At 68.2% G+C, this 18,529-nt stretch carries 13 protein-coding genes; 12 read left to right on the top strand and 1 reads right to left on the bottom strand.

Features of this window, described 5'->3' with window-relative positions:
• Positions 1-59 precede the first annotated feature (59 nt).
• The gene (clpX, locus tag IEZ21_RS01040) at positions 60-1,346 is read left to right on the top strand and encodes an ATP-dependent Clp protease ATP-binding subunit ClpX (protein ID WP_033328041.1); all 1,287 of its coding nucleotides are present in this window, start codon (positions 60-62) and stop codon (positions 1,344-1,346) included.
• 91 nt (positions 1,347-1,437) lie between these two features.
• Here clpX and IEZ21_RS01035 read toward each other — a convergent pair whose 3' ends face one another.
• Complete coding sequence (locus IEZ21_RS01035; RefSeq protein WP_189319996.1) at positions 1,438-2,430, bottom strand: hypothetical protein; 993 nt, start codon at positions 2,428-2,430, stop codon at positions 1,438-1,440.
• 134 nt (positions 2,431-2,564) lie between these two features.
• On the opposite strand from IEZ21_RS01035, the gene IEZ21_RS01030 reads away from it, so the two are divergent.
• From IEZ21_RS01030 to IEZ21_RS00980, 11 genes are all read left to right on the top strand, one after another.
• Positions 2,565-5,216 (top strand): valine--tRNA ligase, encoded by a 2,652-nt coding sequence (locus IEZ21_RS01030; protein WP_189319995.1) that lies wholly within the window; start codon positions 2,565-2,567, stop codon positions 5,214-5,216.
• 222 nt (positions 5,217-5,438) lie between these two features.
• Complete coding sequence (gene folC / locus IEZ21_RS01025) at positions 5,439-6,947, top strand: bifunctional tetrahydrofolate synthase/dihydrofolate synthase (RefSeq protein WP_189319994.1); 1,509 nt, start codon at positions 5,439-5,441, stop codon at positions 6,945-6,947.
• A gap of 3 nt (positions 6,948-6,950) precedes the next feature.
• Positions 6,951-7,304, top strand: coding sequence for a DUF4233 domain-containing protein (locus IEZ21_RS01020; protein ID WP_189319993.1), 354 nt, complete (start codon positions 6,951-6,953; stop codon positions 7,302-7,304).
• Between the two features lie 308 nt (positions 7,305-7,612).
• Complete coding sequence (gene ndk, locus IEZ21_RS01015; RefSeq protein WP_033328051.1) at positions 7,613-8,026, top strand: nucleoside-diphosphate kinase; 414 nt, start codon at positions 7,613-7,615, stop codon at positions 8,024-8,026.
• Between the two features lie 368 nt (positions 8,027-8,394).
• Positions 8,395-9,414, top strand: coding sequence for a rod shape-determining protein (locus IEZ21_RS01010; RefSeq protein ID WP_033328053.1), 1,020 nt, complete (start codon positions 8,395-8,397; stop codon positions 9,412-9,414).
• A gap of 139 nt (positions 9,415-9,553) precedes the next feature.
• The gene (mreC, locus tag IEZ21_RS01005; RefSeq protein ID WP_189319992.1) at positions 9,554-10,507 is read left to right on the top strand and encodes a rod shape-determining protein MreC; all 954 of its coding nucleotides are present in this window, start codon (positions 9,554-9,556) and stop codon (positions 10,505-10,507) included.
• Positions 10,508-10,520: 13 nt separating this feature from the next.
• Positions 10,521-11,216, top strand: a complete 696-nt coding sequence (mreD, locus tag IEZ21_RS01000; protein ID WP_033328057.1) for a rod shape-determining protein MreD — start codon at positions 10,521-10,523, stop codon at positions 11,214-11,216.
• An 83-nt stretch (positions 11,217-11,299) separates the two neighbouring features.
• Positions 11,300-13,555, top strand: a complete 2,256-nt coding sequence (gene mrdA / locus IEZ21_RS00995; protein ID WP_189319991.1) for a penicillin-binding protein 2 — start codon at positions 11,300-11,302, stop codon at positions 13,553-13,555.
• Positions 13,552-14,751, top strand: a complete 1,200-nt coding sequence (gene rodA, locus IEZ21_RS00990) for a rod shape-determining protein RodA (protein ID WP_189319990.1) — start codon at positions 13,552-13,554, stop codon at positions 14,749-14,751. Before mrdA ends, rodA begins: the two co-directional genes overlap by 4 nt.
• 231 nt (positions 14,752-14,982) lie before the next feature.
• The gene (locus IEZ21_RS00985; protein ID WP_189319989.1) at positions 14,983-16,560 is read left to right on the top strand and encodes a CYTH and CHAD domain-containing protein; all 1,578 of its coding nucleotides are present in this window, start codon (positions 14,983-14,985) and stop codon (positions 16,558-16,560) included.
• A gap of 43 nt (positions 16,561-16,603) precedes the next feature.
• A complete protein-coding gene (locus IEZ21_RS00980) occupies positions 16,604-18,529 on the top strand; it encodes a TIGR03960 family B12-binding radical SAM protein (protein WP_189319988.1) in 1,926 nt (641 codons plus the stop codon).

The raw sequence follows: 18,529 nt of genomic DNA, 5'->3' as shown, positions 1-18,529 counted from the left end.
TAAGGCAGCACCAGGAGCCGCTGGACCTAGGCGTCTCCCAGGCGAAGGGGAAGCACACCGTGGCACGCATCGGTGACGGCGGCGATCTGCTCAAGTGCTCGTTCTGTGGCAAGAGCCAGAAGCAGGTCAAGAAGCTCATCGCAGGCCCCGGTGTGTACATCTGCGACGAGTGCATCGATCTCTGCAACGAGATCATCGAGGAAGAACTGGCGGAAACGAGCGAGGTCCGCTGGGAGGAACTCCCCAAGCCCCGGGAGATCTACGAGTTCCTCGAGGGATACGTCGTCGGCCAGGAGTCGGCGAAGAAGGCACTCTCCGTCGCGGTGTACAACCACTACAAGCGGGTTCAGGCCGGTGAGAACAGCACGGGGCAGAACCGCGACGACGCCATCGAGTTGGCTAAGTCGAACATCCTGCTCCTCGGCCCCACGGGCTCCGGCAAGACCCTGCTCGCCCAGACCCTGGCGCGCATGCTGAACGTCCCCTTCGCCATCGCCGACGCGACGGCGCTGACGGAGGCGGGGTATGTCGGCGAGGACGTCGAGAACATCCTGCTGAAGCTGATCCAGGCGGCGGACTACGACGTCAAGAAGGCCGAGACCGGGATCATCTACATCGACGAGATCGACAAGGTGGCCCGCAAGAGCGAGAACCCGTCGATCACGCGGGACGTGAGCGGCGAGGGCGTCCAGCAGGCGCTGCTGAAGATCCTCGAAGGCACGACGGCCTCGGTCCCGCCCCAGGGTGGACGCAAGCACCCCCACCAGGAGTTCATCCAGATCGACACGACGAACGTCCTGTTCATCGTGGGCGGCGCCTTCGCCGGCCTGGAGAAGCTCATCGAGTCCCGCGCGGGCGCGAAGGGCATCGGCTTCGGCGCGACGATCCGCTCGAAGCGCGAGCTGGAGGAGAAGGACCAGTTCGAGGACGTCATGCCCGAGGACCTGGTCAAGTTCGGCATGATCCCCGAGTTCATCGGCCGCCTCCCGGTCATCACGAGCGTGCACAACCTCGACCGCGAGGCCCTGCTCCAGATCCTCGTCGAGCCGCGCAACGCGCTCGTGAAGCAGTACCAGCGCCTCTTCGAACTCGACGGCGTGGAGCTGGACTTCGAGCGCGAGGCCCTCGAAGCCATCGCCGACCAGGCCATCTTGAGGCAGACCGGCGCGCGGGGTCTGCGCGCCATCATGGAAGAAGTCCTGCAGTCAGTGATGTACGAGGTCCCGTCCCGCAAGGACGTAGGCCGCGTCGTCATCACGGCGGACGTCGTCCTGTCGAACGTGAACCCGACGCTCATTCCGCGGGACGCCCGCGGGCGGGGCCCGGGGGAGCAGAAGACGGCGTAGCCGCTCGTACGCGCAGAGAAGGGGCCCCGGTCAACTGACCGGGGCCCCTTCCTCGTTGATGCGGCGTTGCTGCTCGGCGTTGCTGCGGGCGTCAGATCTTGACGCGGATTTCCTTGCGGAACTTGGCCGTGAGGTCGGCGGTGGCCTCGAGGTCGGCGCTCTTGCCGGTCACGGCGTCGACCTGGTCGAGGAGGATGACGACGCCGAGGGTGCTGTGGTCGCCCCAGATGCACACCGGCAGGCTCACCTCCGGGGGCCCGGAGGACGGGTCGGTCGAGGCCTCGGCGTTCTTGATCTTGGACTCCTGGCACTTCAGGATCGCGCCGTCCAGACCGCTGGGCTCGTAGCTCTTCGGGCTGCCGACGAACTCGCCGCTGCTGGGGTCCTCGGCGGCGGTCTTCTTGAGTTCCACGAACATGGCGTCGACGACCGCCTCCGGGTCCTCCACCTCCCCGTAGACGCCCATGAAGCTGAGTATCTTCGAGGTGGGCGGAGTGGACTGCTGGTCCCCGGCCTGGTACCCGGCGTTGACGGACTTGGCGTTCTTGACGCCGCTCTTCTCCGCGTCCTTGAGGTCGTCCTCGCTGAAGCCGCCGAAGTCGGCCTCCTCGCTCTTCTTGTACTCGCTGAGCACCGTCGCCGGCGTGGTCAGCTTGTGCGGGCCGTCGTCCGCCACGTCCCCGCCGCCACCCCCGCCGATCACGAAGTACGCCCCCACCGCGATCGCGGCCACGACCGCCACCGCGCCGATGACGATCCCGGTCTTCTTGCCGCCGCCGGAAGCGGGCGGCTGCGGCATGCCGTAGGGCGGGGGCTGCTGGCCGTACGGGGGCTGCTGGCCGTAGCCGGGCTGCTGGGGCGGGGCCCCGGGAGGGGTCTGCTGGGGGTACCCGTAGCCGGGCTGCTGCGGAGGCGCCTGCTGCGGGTAGCCATAGCCGGGCTGAGGGGGCTGCGGCGGCTGACCGTAGCCGGGCTGCGGGGCCTGCGGCGGCTGGCCGTACGGGCCTGACTGACCGCCTGGCTGACCGTACGGTCCCGGCTGCTGGGGCTGCCCGCCGTACGGGCCCGGCTGGTTGTAGCTCATTCTGGGTTCCCCTCCAGATACTTATGCGTTCCGAACATCCTGGCGTAAGGAGCGTCCGCGCGGAGCGCCGGGATCTCACCGTTACCGAACAAACGAGTTTCAGGACGGGCCCGTGACACCTCTAAACTGACCCCGTGACCGAGAATGCTCAGCAGCAGCCGCCAGCCAACACCCCCGAACTGCCGACCCAGTACGCGCCGGCCGAGGTAGAGGGGAAGCTGTACGAGCGCTGGGTAGAGCGGGGTTACTTCGGCGCCGACGCGAAGAGCGACAAGCCGCCGTACACCATCGTCATCCCGCCGCCGAACGTCACCGGCTCACTCCACCTGGGCCACGCCTTCCAGCACACCCTCATGGACGCCCTCACGCGCCGTAAGCGCATGCAGGGATACGAGGCGCTGTGGCTGCCGGGCATGGACCACGCCGGTATCGCCACGCAGAACAAGGTCGAGCAGCAGCTCGCGGACGAAGGCAAGTCCCGCCATGACCTCGGGCGCGAGGAGTTCGTCTCGCGCGTCTGGCAGTGGAAGGAAGAGTACGGCGGCCGGATCCTCGGCCAGATGCGGCGGCTGGGCGACGGCGTCGACTGGTCCCGCGAGCGGTTCACCATGGACGAGGGGCTGTCCCACGCCGTCCAGACCATCTTCAAGAAGCTGTACGACGACGAGTTGATCTACCGCGCCGAGCGCATCATCAACTGGTGTCCCCGCTGCCTCACCGCCATCTCGGACATCGAGGTCGAGTACCAGGACGACGACGGCGAGCTCGTCTCCATCAAGTACGGGGAGGGCGAGGAGACTCTGGTCGTCGCCACCACCCGGGCCGAGACGATGCTCGGTGACACCGCCGTGGCCGTTCATCCCGAGGACGAGCGCTACCAGCATCTGATCGGGAAGCGGATCAAGCTGCCGCTCACCGACCGCACCATCCCCGTCGTCGCGGACACGCACGTCGACCCCGAGTTCGGCACCGGTGCCGTCAAGGTGACGCCCGCGCACGATCCGAACGACTTCGAGATCGGCCAGCGGCACGGCCTGGAGTCGCTGACGGTCATGGACGAGCGCGGCGTCATCACCGTCCACGGCCCGTTCCAGGGACTGGACCGGTTCGAGGCCCGCTCCACGATCGTTGCCGCGCTGCGCGAGCAGGGCCGGATCGTCGCCGAGAAGCGTCCGTACGTCCACTCCGTCGGCCACTGCTCGCGCTGCAAGACCACCATCGAGCCGCGGCTGTCCCTCCAGTGGTGGGTCAAGGTCGGCCCGCTCGCACAGGCCGCCGGTGACGCCGTCCGCGACGGACGGGTGGAGATCCACCCGAAGGAGATGTCGAAGCGCTACTTCGACTGGGTCGACAACATGCACGACTGGTGCATCTCGCGCCAGTTGTGGTGGGGCCACCGCATCCCGGTCTGGTACGGGCCGAACGGCGAGGTCGTCTGCGTCGGCCCCGACGAGCAGCCTCCGAGCGGTGACAGCTGGACGCAGGACACCGACGTCCTCGACACCTGGCTCTCCTCCGGCCTGTGGCCGTTCTCCACGCTCGGCTGGCCGGAGCGGACGCCGGACCTCGAGAAGTTCTATCCGACGGACGTTCTGCTCACCGGGCACGACATCATCTTCTTCTGGGTCGCCCGGATGATGATGTTCGGTCTGTACGCGATGGATGGCGAGGCTCCGTTCAAGACCATCGCGCTGACCGGTCTCGTCCGTGATGAGCACGGCAAGAAGATGTCCAAGTCGAACCCCAACTCGGTCGACCCGCTGGACTGGATGGACGCGTACGGCTCCGACGCCGTCCGCTTCACGCTCGCCCGCGGCGCCAACCCGGGTGCGGACGTGCCGATCGGCGAGGACTGGGTCCAGGCGTCCCGGAACTTTGCCAACAAGATCTGGAACGCGACCCGCTTCGCGCTGATGAACGGCGCGACGGTCGAGGGCCCGCTCCCGGACCCGTCCGCGATGTCGGCGACGGACCGGTGGATCCTGTCCCGCCTCAACGAGACCGTCGCCGAAGTCGACGCGTTCTACGACGACTTCCAGTTCGCCAAGCTCTCCGACTCCCTCTACCACTTCGCGTGGGACGAGGTCTTCGACTGGTACGTCGAGCTGTCCAAGACGACGTTCAACGCGGGCGGTGCGGCGGCCGACGCCAGCAAGCGGGTCCTGGGCGAGGTCCTGGACGTCACGCTGCGGCTGCTGCACCCGATTGTTCCGTTCGTCACGGAGACGCTGTGGACCACGCTCACGGGGGGCGAGTCCGTGGTGATCGCGGACTGGCCGGGCGCTGTGCTTGTTCCTGGGGCTGACGCCCCGGGCGGGTTCCGTGACACGGCGGCCGAGCGGGAGATCGAGACGCTTCAGCAGGTCATCACGGAGGTCCGCCGGTTCCGTGCCGACCAGGGGCTCCAGCCCGGCCAGCGCGTCCCGGCCCGGCTCACCCTCGACGGGACCGCCCTGGCCCCGCACGAGGCGGCCATCCGCCAGCTGCTGCGCCTCCAGCCGGAGGGCGAGGGCTTCGCGGCCACGGCGACGCTGCCGGTCGCGGGCGCGCAGGTCGCGCTGGATCTCTCCGGCACGATCGACGTGGCCGCGGAGCGGAAGCGGCTCGCGAAGGATCTGGCCGCCGCCCAGAAGGAGCGTCAGCAGGCCGAGGCGAAGCTGGGCAACGAGGCGTTCCTCGCGAAGGCTCCGGAGCAGGTGGTGGACAAGATCCGTACGCGGCTTGCCAAGGCGGGCGAGGACATCGCGCGGATTCAGGAGCAGTTGGAGCGGTTGCCGCAGGGTTAGCAGGCGGTGTTACGTGGCTGAAGGCGCCTGGGGCTGGAAAGCTCCGGGCGCCTTTTGCCTGACTCGGCAGCTGCGCCAGTGGGTGGTTGCCGGCCCTGGGGCTCCGTCCCAGACCCCGTATCGGCCTGGCGGCCTCGTCCTCAATCGCCGGACGGGCTGATTCATGCCGGCCCGGCGACGGGCGCTCACGTTGTTGTCAGTCCGCCTCCGTAGACTGGCCCCGTGAGCGAGTTTCCCCCGGACGACAGCAGCGAGCCCGACCCCTTCGACGAGATCGTCGGTGCGGAGACCGAGCGTGATCCCGATCTCGCGGTGATCGAGGCCGGCAGCCGTACCCTGCGCGCGCAGGGCGGGCCGCCGGAGGCCGACATCCCCGCGCGGCCGGCCGATCCCGAGGTCGACAAGGCGTTGCGCGAGGTCGAGGCCGAGTTGGCCACGCGGTGGGGTGAGACGAAGCTGGAGCCGTCGGTCACGCGGATCGCCGCGCTGATGGACGTACTGGGGGAGCCGCAGCGCTCGTACCCCTCGATCCACATCACGGGGACGAACGGCAAGACGTCCACGGCCCGCATGATCGAGGCGCTGCTCGGCGCCTTCGAACTGCGCACCGGTCGGTACACCTCGCCGCACGTCCAGTCGATCACCGAGCGGATCAGCCTGGACGGCGCGCCGATGGACGCCGAGCGGTTCGTGGAGACGTACCGGGACATTCAGCCGTACGTCGAGATGGTGGACGGGCAGCAGGAGTTCCGGCTGTCCTTCTTCGAGGTGCTGACGGGGATGGCGTACGCGGCGTTCGCGGACGCGCCGGTCGATGTGGCCGTCGTCGAGGTGGGCATGGGCGGCAGCTGGGACGCCACGAACGTGATCGACGGTGATGTCGCCGTGGTGACCCCCATCGATCTGGACCACACGGACCGGCTGGGTAGCACGCCCGGCGAGATCGCCGTGGAGAAGGCGGGCATCGTCAAGCAGGGTGCGACCGTGATTCTGGCGCAGCAGCCGGTCGACGCGGCGCAGGTGATGTTGAAGAAGGCCGTCGAGGTCGATGCGACCGTTGCCCGCGAGGGGCTGGAGTTCGGGGTCGTATCGCGTCAACTGGCTGTCGGCGGGCAGATGTTGACGTTGCGTGGGCTCGGCGGGGAGTACGAAGAGGTGTTCCTGCCGGTGCATGGCGCGTACCAGGCGCACAACGCGGCCGTCGCGCTCGCCGCGGTGGAGGCGTTCTTCGGTGTGGGTGCGGCGCGGGCCGAGCGGCTCGACATCGACACGGTCCGCAAGGCGTTCGCGGCGGTTGCCGCGCCGGGGCGGATGGAGGTCGTGCGGCGGTCGCCGACCGTTGTTCTGGATGCCGCGCACAATCCGGCGGGTGCCCGTGCGACCGCCGAGGGCGTCAGCGAGGTGTTCGACTTCAGCCGGCTGATCGGGGTGGTCGGCATGAGCGGCGACAAGAACGTACGAGGCTTGCTGGAGGCCTTCGAGCCGATCTTCGCCGAGGTGGTGATCACGCAGAACTCCAGTCATCGGGCGATGGACGCGGATGCGCTGGCCGCTCTGGCCGTCGAGGTGTTCGGTGAGGAGCGGGTTCAGGTGGAGCCGCGGCTCGACGACGCCCTGGAAGCCGCGATCACGCTGGCCGAGGAGGAGGGCGAGTTCGCGGGCGGGGGCGTTCTCGTCACCGGTTCCGTCATCACCGTGGGCGAGGCCCGACTGCTTCTGGGGAGGGGCTGAGCTGTGCGTACGCTCTGTGCTTCGACGCTGATCGGTGAGGTCTTCGTCATCGGCTTCGCCGGTCTTGTCGCCATGAAGGATCCCGATCTGTCCATGGCCACGGTCTGGACGGTGAGTGGCGTCGCGATGCTGCTGTGCGTGCTGCTGTGCGGGGTGGTGACGCGGCCGGGGGGTGTGCAGCTGGGCTGGGCCCTGCAGATCGCGCTGATCGCGTCCGGGTTCGTCGTGCCGACGATGTTCCTCTTGGGGGCGATCTTTGCGGCGCTGTGGTGGGCCTCGGTTCATTACGGGCGGAAGGTTGACGAGGCGAAGGCGCGGTTTGCTGCGCAGGCTGAGCAGGAACACAAGCCGGCGTAGTCGCCTGCGGCGGGCCTTTCCCCAGTCCCGCCCCTTCCCGGCTGCGTCAATTTGCGGCTCCGCCGCGTGGGGGGCTGCGCCCCAGACCCCCGCCAGGGGGTGGGGTGACAGGTCGTGTCGCGGCTGCCGGTGCGTCGTGGCTGGTCGCTCCCCCACTCTCGGCTGCGCTCGAGCGGGGGGACCCCCATCGCGGCGGAGCCGCAAATCGATACAGCCCCGCGCCCCTGAAAAGCCTGCGGCTGCCCGCGCCCCCAGATACGCCCTGTAATCTCTGTGATCCGCACACATGTTGCCGAAGGAGTCCCCACGTGAGCCAGCGCACCCTCGTCCTTCTCAAGCCCGATGCGGTTCGTCGTGGTCTGACCGGCGAGATCATCAGCCGTATCGAGCGCAAGGCCGGCTGGCAGATCACCGCGCTGGAGTTGCGGAACCTGGATCAGGAGACCTTGGAGCTCCACTACGGCGAGCACAAGGGCAAGCCCTTCTACGAGCCGCTGGTCGCCTTTATGGCCTCCGGTCCCGTGGTCGCTCTCGTCGTCGAGGGGGAGCGGGTCATCGAGGGGGTACGCGCGCTCGCGGGACCGACGGATCCCATCGCGGCGGCGCCCGGTTCCATCCGCGGTGACTTCGGCGTGATCGTCCGCGAGAACCTGATCCACGCCTCGGACTCCGAGGAGTCCGCCGAACGTGAACTGAAGATCTTCTTCCCCGGCCTGACCTGACCTGCTCAGCCGGACCTGATCACCGCCCCACCGCGTTCCCCCGCGACACGGCGGCCACCCACCCGGCGTACGTGAAGATTTTCTGACGCTGCGTCAATCCAGAGCCGTATCTGACCAGGCCCTGCCGCAAAAAAGCGGCCAGGGCCTGGCATATGCGTGCCGATCGGGGGAACGCATGCCTCCATTGGCTCGTCTCCACAAGCGAGGCGGCACATCATCTGCTGACAATGGCGAAGACCCTCGCGCGGTGTTCGGTGCAGGCGAGACTACGATGGAAGCCTTCACGTCACAGCGCTCACCCTCGCCGACCTAACAAGCCATCAAAAGCTCCACTTGGGAAGGCCAGACGAATCCTGATGGGGAACTCAATGTCGTTCATCGGCCGTGACATGGCTGTCGACCTCGGGACCGCCAACACGCTGGTGTACGTCAGGGGTCGAGGGATCGTACTCAACGAGCCGTCCGTCGTCGCGATCAACACCAACACCGGTGGCATCCTCGCGGTCGGTTCCGAAGCGAAGAAGATGATCGGCCGGACTCCCGGCAACATCGTCGCCGTGCGTCCGCTGAAGGACGGTGTCATCGCCGACTTCGAGATCACCGAGCGGATGCTCCGCTACTTCATTCTGAAGATCCACAAGCGGCGGTATCTCGCCCGTCCTCGTGTCGTCGTCTGTGTCCCCTCCGGAATCACGGGCGTCGAGCGGCGCGCCGTCATCGAGGCTTCCTCGCAGGCCGGTGCGCGCCAGGTGCACATCATCGAGGAGCCGATGGCCGCGGCCATCGGCTCCGGACTGCCGGTCCACGAGGCCACGGGCAACATGGTGGTGGACATCGGCGGCGGCACCACCGAGGTCGCGGTCATCTCGCTCGGCGGAATCGTCACGGCGCAGTCCATCCGCGTCGCGGGCGACGAGTTGGACAACGCGATCATCCAGCACATCAAGAAGGAGTACAGCCTCCTCCTCGGTGAGCGAACGGCCGAGCAGATCAAGATCACGATTGGCTCGGCCTACGACCTCGACGATGACCAGCACACCGAAATCCGCGGCCGGGACCTTGTCTCCGGCCTGCCGAAGACCGTCGTCATCTCCGCCGCCGAAGTGCGGAAGGCCATCGAGGAGCCGGTCAACGCGATCGTCGACGCGGTCAAGACGACCCTCGACAAGTGTCCTCCGGAGCTCTCCGGCGATGTCATGGACCGCGGGATCGTCCTTACGGGTGGCGGTGCGTTGCTGCGCGGGCTCGACGAGCGGCTGCGGCGCGAGACCGGTATGCCGATCCATATCGCCGAGGATCCGCTGGACAGCGTGGCGCTCGGTTCCGGCAAATGCGTAGAGGAGTTCGAGGCGCTCCAGCAGGTGCTGGACGCCCAGCCCCGCAGATGACGTAACTCTTCGATTCCGCCGTACGAGACGATCTCTTCTCGTGCGGCGGAGCGTTGATATAGAGACATGAGCTCCCCCATAGCGCCCCGGCCGAGGGGAGCCCCACACGAATCCGACGAGGAAGGCACGGCCGCCGCACGTGAGGGACACACGAGAGAGCCGGCTGCTCCTGGTGCTGCTGATCGCCATCGCGTTCGCTTTGATCACGGTGGACATCCGCGGCGGCGAGGACTCACCCGTCGACGGGGCCCGCTCGGCCGCCGCCACGGTCTTCGGCCCGATCGAGAACGGGGTGTCCTCCGCGGTCGACCCCGTCGGCAACGCGATCGCAGCGGTCCGCGACTCCGGCGACCGGCACGACCGTATCGCCCAACTGGAGCGGGACAACGCCGCGTTGAAGGCGAAGCTGGGCAGCGACGACCGTAACCGCAGCCGGCTCAAGCAGCTCGACAAGATCCTGAAGACGGCGGGTGCCGGACAGTACGGCATCAAGGGCGCCGAAGTCATCGCGATAGGAGCGGCCCAGGGCTTCTCCTGGACCGTCACCATCGACGTCGGCGCGAACGACGGCATCCAGCGCGACATGACCGTCCTGAACGGGGACGGTCTCGTCGGGCGGGTGACGACTGTCGGGCCCAACACCGCCACCGTGCTCCTCGCCAGCGACCCGGACTTCACGGTCGGTACGCGCATGGAGTCCACCGACGAACTCGGCTTCGCCTCCGGCCAGGGCGACCGGCCGCTGCGCGTGGAGATGCTCAACGGCAAGGCCAAGATCAAGAAGGGGGATCGTCTGGTCACCTTCGGTTCCCAGGCCGACAAGCCGTTCGTGCCCGGTGTCCCCGTCGGCGTCGTCTCTCGCGTCGACCCCTCCGGCGGCGATCTGACCCGCACCATCTACGTCGAGCCGTACGTCGGCTTCAGCAAGCTCGACGTCGTCGGCGTCGTCACCAAGGCCCCGCCCAGGGACCCGCGCGACCAGGTGCTGCCGCCCAAACCCAAGCCGACCCCCAGGCCGACGGTGACCGTGACGGTCACCCCCTCGGCCGGAGCGCCCGCCGACGGCCTGCCCCAGCAGCAGCAAGAGCAGTAGGAGCTGAACCCGCATGCGCTTCAACCGAATGCTGCTCTCCGCCACCCTGGTGATCGTCGCCCTGGTGATCCAGGTGACCATCCTCGCCCGCCTCCAACTACCGGGCGCCGTACCGGACTTGCTGCTGCTCACCGTGCTCGGCCTCGCCCTGGTGTACGGCCACGTCGGCGGCGCCCTCGTCGGCTTCGGCGCCGGACTGCTCGCCGACCTCGCGCCACCCGCCGACCATGCCGCCGGGCGCTACGCGCTCGTGCTGTGCCTCATCGGCTACCTCGCGGGGCTCGCCAAGCCCGACAAGGGCCAGGTCAGATCCGCGACCGGTCCGATGGTCGTGGTCGTCGCCTCGGCGATCGGGTCCACGCTCCTGTACGCGGGAGTCGGGGCCCTCGTCGGTGACACCGCCGCGCGTCATGTGGGCCTGGGCAGCCTGCTGTTCACGTCCGCCCTGTACGACCTGCTGCTCGCGCCCTTCGTGGTCCCCGGGATCATGGCGCTGGCCCGGCGCGCCGACAACGATCCGATCGCCGAGGCCACCGCCTCCACCAAGACCGACGTCTCCACGGGCTGGCTGTCCTCCGGCACGGGCGGGGGCCTCGGCGGTCAGCGCGGCGGCCTGCGCCTGGGCGGTCAGCGCACCGGCCTGCGCATGAAGTCCACGAAGTCGCGCATCGCCCGCGCGGGACGCATCAAGGGGGTCAAGCGGCTGTGAGCGCATGGAAGTTGGCGGGCCGCGGGTCTCACAGGTGCGTCGGACATGACACATACACACACTGAGAGGGGGAGGCAGCAGCTGTGACCAACATCCCCGAGACCGGCCGGACCCCACGGGTCCAGATCCGGCTCATCATCATCCAGGTCCTCGTCTTCTCCCTCCTCGCCACCCTCGGCGGACGCCTCTGGTACCTCCAGATCCGCGAAGGCGACGCCTACGCCAAGGAGGCGTCCGGCAACCACGTCCAACAGGTCGTCAGCCCCGCCGTGCGCGGCTCGATCCTCGACGCGCGCGGTGTGCCGATCGCCGACAACGAGACACGGCTCGTGGTCTCCGCCTCGCGTACCGATCTGCTGAAGATGAAGGACGACGGCGAGGCGGTGCTCACCAAACTCGCCGACGTGCTGGGCCTGAAGCCCAAGGACGTCATGGACAAGGTGCGGCTGTGCGACTCCGAGACGCCGCAGCCGTGCTGGAACGGCTCGCCCTACCAGCCGATCCCCATCACCGACGAGGCCACGCCCAAGCAGGCCCTCCAGATCCGCGAACGCTCCGAGGACTTCCCCGGCATCACCGCCGAACCCCAGGCCGTACGCCGCTACGCGAGCCCCGGCGACGCTAACACCGCGCAGGTCCTCGGCTATCTCTCGCCCGTCACGGACGAGGAGATCACCAAGGCCGAGCACACCAACTCCCCGTACCTGCGCTCCGACATGGTCGGCCGCTCAGGCCTTGAGCGCCAGTACGACCAGCAGCTGCGCGGCAAGGCCGGCGTCACCCGCTACGAGGTCGACAACCTCGGTCGCGTCATGGGCGAGGCCAAGAGTGACCCGGCCGAGCCCGGCGCGAACCTCGTCACCAGCATCGACGCCCGGGTCCAGCGCGTCGCCGAGTACGAGCTGCAGAAGGCGATGAAGGAAGCCCGCAAGGAGTTCGACGACAACACCGGCGAGAACTACAAGGCGGACTCCGGCGCCGTCGTGGTGATGGAGTCCAAGACGGGCCGCATCGTCTCCATGGCGTCCAACCCGTCGTACGACCCGAACGCCTGGGTCGGTGGCATCTCCGGCAAGGACTACGCGAGGCTCACCGGCAAGAAGTCCAACTACCCGCTGCTGAACCGGGCGATCCAGGGCCAGTCCGCCCCCGGCTCCGTCTTCAAGGTCATCCCGACGGCCGCCGCGGTCAACGCCGGCTACTCCTTCGACGGCCCGTACCAGTGCTCCAGCTCGTACAACATCGGCAGCCAGGTCTTCAAGAACTTCGAGTCCAAGGGATACGGCCCGATCTCGCTGGGCCGCGCGCTCGAGGTGTCCTGCGACACCGTCTTCTACCGGCTCTCCCACGAGGAGTGGAAGCGGGACGGCGGCAACAAGCCGAAGAAGAACGCCAGCGACTGGTTCTACAAGACGGCCCACCAGTTCGGCCTCGCCAAGGAGACCGGCATCGACCTGCCGAACGAGGTCACCGGGCGTATCCCCGACCGCCAGTGGAAGCAGGACTACTGGAAGGCCAACAAGGACTCCTGGTGCAGGACCGGCAAGAAGAACGGCGACTACGCCGAGCGCATCGCCTACGAGAACTGCCTCGAAGGCAACAGGCTGCGCGCCGGTGACTCCGTCAACTACTCCATCGGCCAGGGCGACACCCTCGTCACCCCGATCCAGATGGCCACCATCTACTCGGCGATCTCCAACGGCGGCACCATGTACGACCCGACCGTCGGCAAGGCGATCGTCAGCGCCGACGGCAAGAGCGTCCAGGAGATCAAGCCCAAGTCGCACGGCAAGCTGCCGATGTCGAAGCAGACGCGCGACGAGATAGACGAAGCCCTCGAGGGAGTCGCCACCCGCGGTACGGCCGCCTGGCGTTTCGCCGACGTCGGCTGGCCGCAGGACAAGATCCCGATGCACGCCAAGACGGGTACCGCCGAGGTCTACGGCAAGCAGACGACCTCGTGGTTCACCACGTACACCGAGGACTACACGGTCGTCATGACCATCTCCCAGGGTGGTACGGGCTCCGGCGCCTCCGGCCCCGCCGTGCGCAACATCTACGACGCGCTGTACGGCGTCTCCGACGACGGCAAGATCGACAAGAAGAAGGCCCTGCTGCCCCAGCCGCAGAAGAGCCTGCCGAAGATCCAGCCGGACGGTTCGATCGACGCCCCGAAGATCAAGAAGTACGTGCCGCAGGAGGAAGCGACCCAGGAGAGCCCGCAGCCGGCGACCGGTGACGACCCGGCCGCCACCGTGCCCTCCCCGAACACCGGCAACAACCGCGACACCCGACGGCGCACCGATCGCTCCAAGAAGAGGCGGAGGACCACCGAATGACCGGCGCGAGCGGCTTCTCCGTCTCCGGCTACGGGCCCGAACGCTCCGTCTGGGCCCGGCTGTTCGCCCGCGACTCGCTGGCGCGCCGGCTCGACTGGCCGATACTGCTCTCGGCCATCACCCTCTCTGTGATCGGCGCGGCCCTCGTCTACTCGGCGACCCGCAACCGCACCGAGCTCAACCAGGGCGACCCGTACTACTTCCTGGTCCGGCACCTGCTCAACACGGGCATCGGCTTCGCCCTGATGATCGCCACCGTCTGGCTCGGCCATCGCACACTGCGTACGGCCGTGCCGATCCTGTACGGCCTCTCGGTGTTCCTGATCCTGCTGGTGCTGACCCCGCTCGGCGCCACGATCAACGGCTCGCACGCGTGGATCAAGCTGCCCGGCGGATTCTCGCTCCAGCCCTCCGAGTTCGTGAAGATCACGATCATCCTCGGTATGGCGATGCTGCTGGCCGCGCGGGTCGACGCCGGTGACAAGCCCTACCCCGACCACCGCACGGTCCTGCAAGCCCTGGGCCTGGCCACCGTCCCGATACTGATCGTCCTGCTCATGCCCGACCTCGGCTCGGTCATGGTCATGGTCATCATCGTGCTCGGCGTACTGCTCGCCTCCGGCGCCTCCAACCGCTGGGTGCTCGGCCTCATCGGCACGGGTGCCGCCGGCGCGATCGCGGTCTGGCAGCTCGGGGTTCTCGACGAGTACCAGATCAACCGCTTCGCCGCCTTCGCCAACCCCGAGCTCGACCCGGCCGGCGTCGGCTACAACACCAACCAGGCCCGCATCGCGATCGGTTCGGGCGGACTGTTCGGCACCGGGCTCGGCAACGGCTCGCAGACCACCGGCCAGTTCGTCCCCGAACAGCAGACGGACTTCGTCTTCACGGTCGCGGGCGAGGAGCTGGGCTTCCTTGGCGCAGGCCTGATCCTCCTGCTGCTGGGCATCGTCCTGTGGCGCGCATGCCGCATCGCCCGCGAGACGACCGAGCTGTACGGCACGATCGTCGCCGCCGGGATCATCGCCTGGTTCGCGTTCCAGTCCTTCGAGAACGTGGGCATGACGCTGGGAATCATGCCGGTGGCCGGGCTGCCGCTGCCCTTCGTGTCGTACGGAGGGTCGTCGATGTTCGCGGTGTGGGTGGCGGTGGGGTTGTTGCAGTCGATCAGGGTGCAGCGGCCGATGTCGGCGTAGGCGCTCCGCTGGGTAAGGCAGTTTCGAAGCTGCGGGTTCGTTGTGGCTGGTCGCGCAGTTCCCCGCGCCCCTAGGAGGCCTGCGGCCTCCTTAGGAGCGCGGGACCGCATCGGACTTTGGCAAATCCGCGTAGGCAAGTAACGCCCAGAAGAACGTTAAATGCGTCTCAGATGACGAGCGGGTGGCTTTTGGGGTCTGCCCCAGATGCGAAATCGTGACTAGATTCAGTTCATGGCGGACACAAAGCGGGAGATCGAGCGCAAGTATGAAGCCGGTGAGAGCGCGGGGCTTCCCGATCTGACCGGCGTGAGCGGCGTCGAGGGCGTCATCGACAAGGGCCTCGCCGAGCTCGACGCGACCTACTACGACACGGCCGACCAGCGGCTCGCCGCGGCCTCCATCACGCTGCGCCGCCGTACCGGAGGCGATGACGCGGGCTGGCATCTGAAGCTGCCGGTCTCCGACGGCGTACGCGACGAGATCCGCGCCCCGCTGTCCGACGCCCTGCCCCGGGCCCTGACAGGACTCGTCCGCTCCCGGGTACGTGACGCCGAACTGCTCCCCGTCGTAAGGCTCCAGTCCGCGCGCGACGTCCGCCATCTCGTCGACGCCTCCGGCGGACTGCTCGCCGAGGTCAGCGTCGACCGCGTACGCGCCGAGCGGCTCAGCGGCGGCGACGGCAGCACCGACTGGACCGAGATCGAAGTGGAGCTGGCCGACGACGGCGACCCCGCCTTCCTCGACAAGGTCGAGAAGAAGCTCCGCAAAGCCGGGATCAGCCGCTCCAAGTCCGCCTCCAAACTGGCCAGGGCACTGGCGGAGACCGGGGAACCGGGGGAGACCGGGAAGACCGGGCCGGCCAAGCAGCCCAAGCAGACCGGTCGCAAGAAGCCCAAGGTCGTCGTGACCGCGGAGCCCGAGCCGTCCACCGCGGGCGACCACGTCCTCGCGTACGTACGCGCCCAACGCGACGCGATCGTCGAACTCGACCCGGCCGTACGGCGCGACGTATACGACTCCGTGCACCGGATGCGCGTCGCCACCCGCCGGCTGCGCAGCAGCTTCCGCTCGTACGGGAAGGTCCTGGACCGGGCCGTCACCGACCCGATCGGCGACGAACTCAAGTGGCTGGCCGGGGAGTTGGGCGTCGACCGCGACCAGGAGGTGCTCACCGAGCGGCTGACCGCGGCCCTCGACGAACTGCCGCGCACTCTGGTCACCGGCCCCGTCCGCACCCGCCTGCGCACCTGGACGCACGCCCGCCGCGGCGGATCGCGCCGCCGGCTGATCGCGGTCCTCGACGGAAAGCGGTACCTCGACCTGCTCGCCACCCTCGACTCCCTGGTCGCCGAACCGCCGCTCCTCAAGGCCGCCGCGGGCACGCCCGACAAGGTGATCGGCAAGGCAGTCCGCGGCGACTTCGCGAAGCTCTCCGCCCTGGTCGTCCAGGCCATCGACACACTGCCCGGCACGGACCGCGACCTCGCCATCCACGAGGCCCGCAAGAAGGCCAAGCGCACCCGGTACGCGGCGGAGGCCGCCACCAAGGCGCTCGGCGAACCCGCCGCCGACCTGGTCAAGTCGATGAAGTCCCTCCAGGGCCTCCTCGGCGACCACCAGGACAGCGTCATGACCCGCCTCGCCCTGCGCGACCTCGCCACCCAGGCCCACGCGGCGGGCGAGAACTCCTTCACGTACGGGGTGCTGTACGGCCGGGAGGAGCAGCGGGCGGCGGACGTCGAGCGGGCCCTGCCAGAAGCCTGGGCGACGATTTTCGCGGCGGCCGGGGGGCTCGTGGGAACGCGTTAGTCTTGAGGGTCCCCCCTGTCAGCTCACGAAGGTCCCCACCACGATGTCTGTCGAGTCGGTCTTCCCACAGCTCGAGGCCCTGCTGCCGCATGTGCAGAAGCCGATCCAGTACGTAGGCGGTGAGCTCAACTCCACCGTCAAGGACTGGGACAGCTCCGACGTCCGCTGGGCGCTCATGTACCCCGACGCGTACGAGGTCGGGCTGCCCAACCAGGGCGTGCAGATCCTCTACGAGGTCCTCAATGAGCGCGAGGGCGTGCTCGCCGAGCGCACGTACAGCGTGTGGCCGGACCTCGAGGAGCTGATGCGGGAGCACGGCGTCCCGCAGTTCACGGTGGACAGCCACCGGCCGGTGCGCGCGTTCGACGTGCTCGGGCTCAGCTTCTCCACGGAGCTCGGCTACACGAACATGCTGACGGCCCTGGACCTCGCCGGGATCCCCCTGGAGTCCAAGGACCGGACGGTGGACGACCCGATCGTCCTGGCCGGCGGCCACGCCGCCTTCAACCCCGAGCCGATCGCCGACTTCCTCGACGCGGCGATCATCGGCGACGGCGAGCAGGCCGTGCTCGACATGACGGAGATCATCCGCGCCTGGAAGGCGGAGGGACGGCCGGGCGGCCGCGAGGAGGTCCTGTTCCGCCTCGCGAAGACCGGCAGCATCTACATCCCGGCGTTCTACGACGTGGAGTACCTGCCGGACGGCCGTATCGGACGTGTCGTACCCAACAAGTCCGGTGTCCCGTGGCGGGTGTCCAAGCACACGGTCATGGACCTGGACGAGTGGCCGTACCCGAAGCAGCCCCTCGTCCCGCTCGCGGAGACGGTCCATGAGCGCATGTCGGTGGAGATCTTCCGCGGCTGCACGCGCGGCTGCCGCTTCTGCCAGGCCGGCATGATCACGCGCCCGGTGCGCGAGCGCTCGATCACGGGCATCGGCGAGATGGTCGACAAGGGTCTGAAGGCGACGGGCTTCGAGGAGGTCGGCCTGCTTTCCCTCTCCTCCGCCGACCACTCGGAGATCGGCGACATCGCGAAGGGCCTGGCGGACCGGTACGAGGAGGACAAGGTCGGCCTGTCCCTGCCCTCCACCCGGGTCGACGCCTTCAACATCGACCTGGCCAACGAGCTCACTCGTAACGGCCGCAGGTCGGGTCTGACCTTCGCGCCCGAAGGCGGTTCGGAACGCATCCGCAAGGTCATCAACAAGATGGTCTCGGAAGAGGACCTGATCAGGACGGTCTCGACGGCGTACGGCAACGGCTGGCGCCAGGTGAAGCTGTACTTCATGTGCGGCCTGCCGACGGAGACCGATGACGACGTCCTGCAGATCGCCGACATGGCGACCCGCGTGATCCAGAAGGGCCGCGAGGTCTCGGGCCAGAACGACATCCGCTGCACGGTGTCGATCGGCGGCTTCGTCCCCAAGCCCCACACCCCCTTCCAGTGGGCCCCACAGCTGTCGGCCGAGGAGACGGACGCCCGTCTCACGAAGCTGCGCGACAAGATCCGCGGCGACAAGAAGTACGGCCGCTCCATCGGCTTCCGCTACCACGACGGCAAGCCGGGCATCGTCGAGGGCCTGCTCTCGCGCGGCGACCGCCGCATCGGCGCCGTCATCCGCGCCGTCTACGAGGACGGCGGCCGCTTCGACGGCTGGCGCGAGCACTTCTCGTACGACCGCTGGATGCAGTGCGCCGACAAAACGCTGCCCGCGTACGGCGTGGACGTCGACTGGTACACCACCCGCGAGCGTACGTACGAGGAGGTCCTCCCCTGGGACCACCTCGACTCCGGCCTCGACAAGGACTGGCTCTGGGAGGACTGGCAGGACGCCCTCGACGAGACGGAGGTCGAGGACTGCCGGTGGACGCCTTGTTTTGACTGCGGGGTGTGCCCCGCCATGGACACGACAATTCAAGTCGGGCCTACGGGCAAGAAGCTGCTGCCGCTGACGGTGGTCAAGTAG

The sequence above is a fragment of the Streptomyces flaveus genome (assembly GCF_014647675.1).
GTDB lineage: Bacteria > Actinomycetota > Actinomycetes > Streptomycetales > Streptomycetaceae > Streptomyces > Streptomyces flaveus.
Note: the sequence above shows the minus strand (reverse complement) of the source record. Positions and strands in the feature narration are given on the sequence as shown.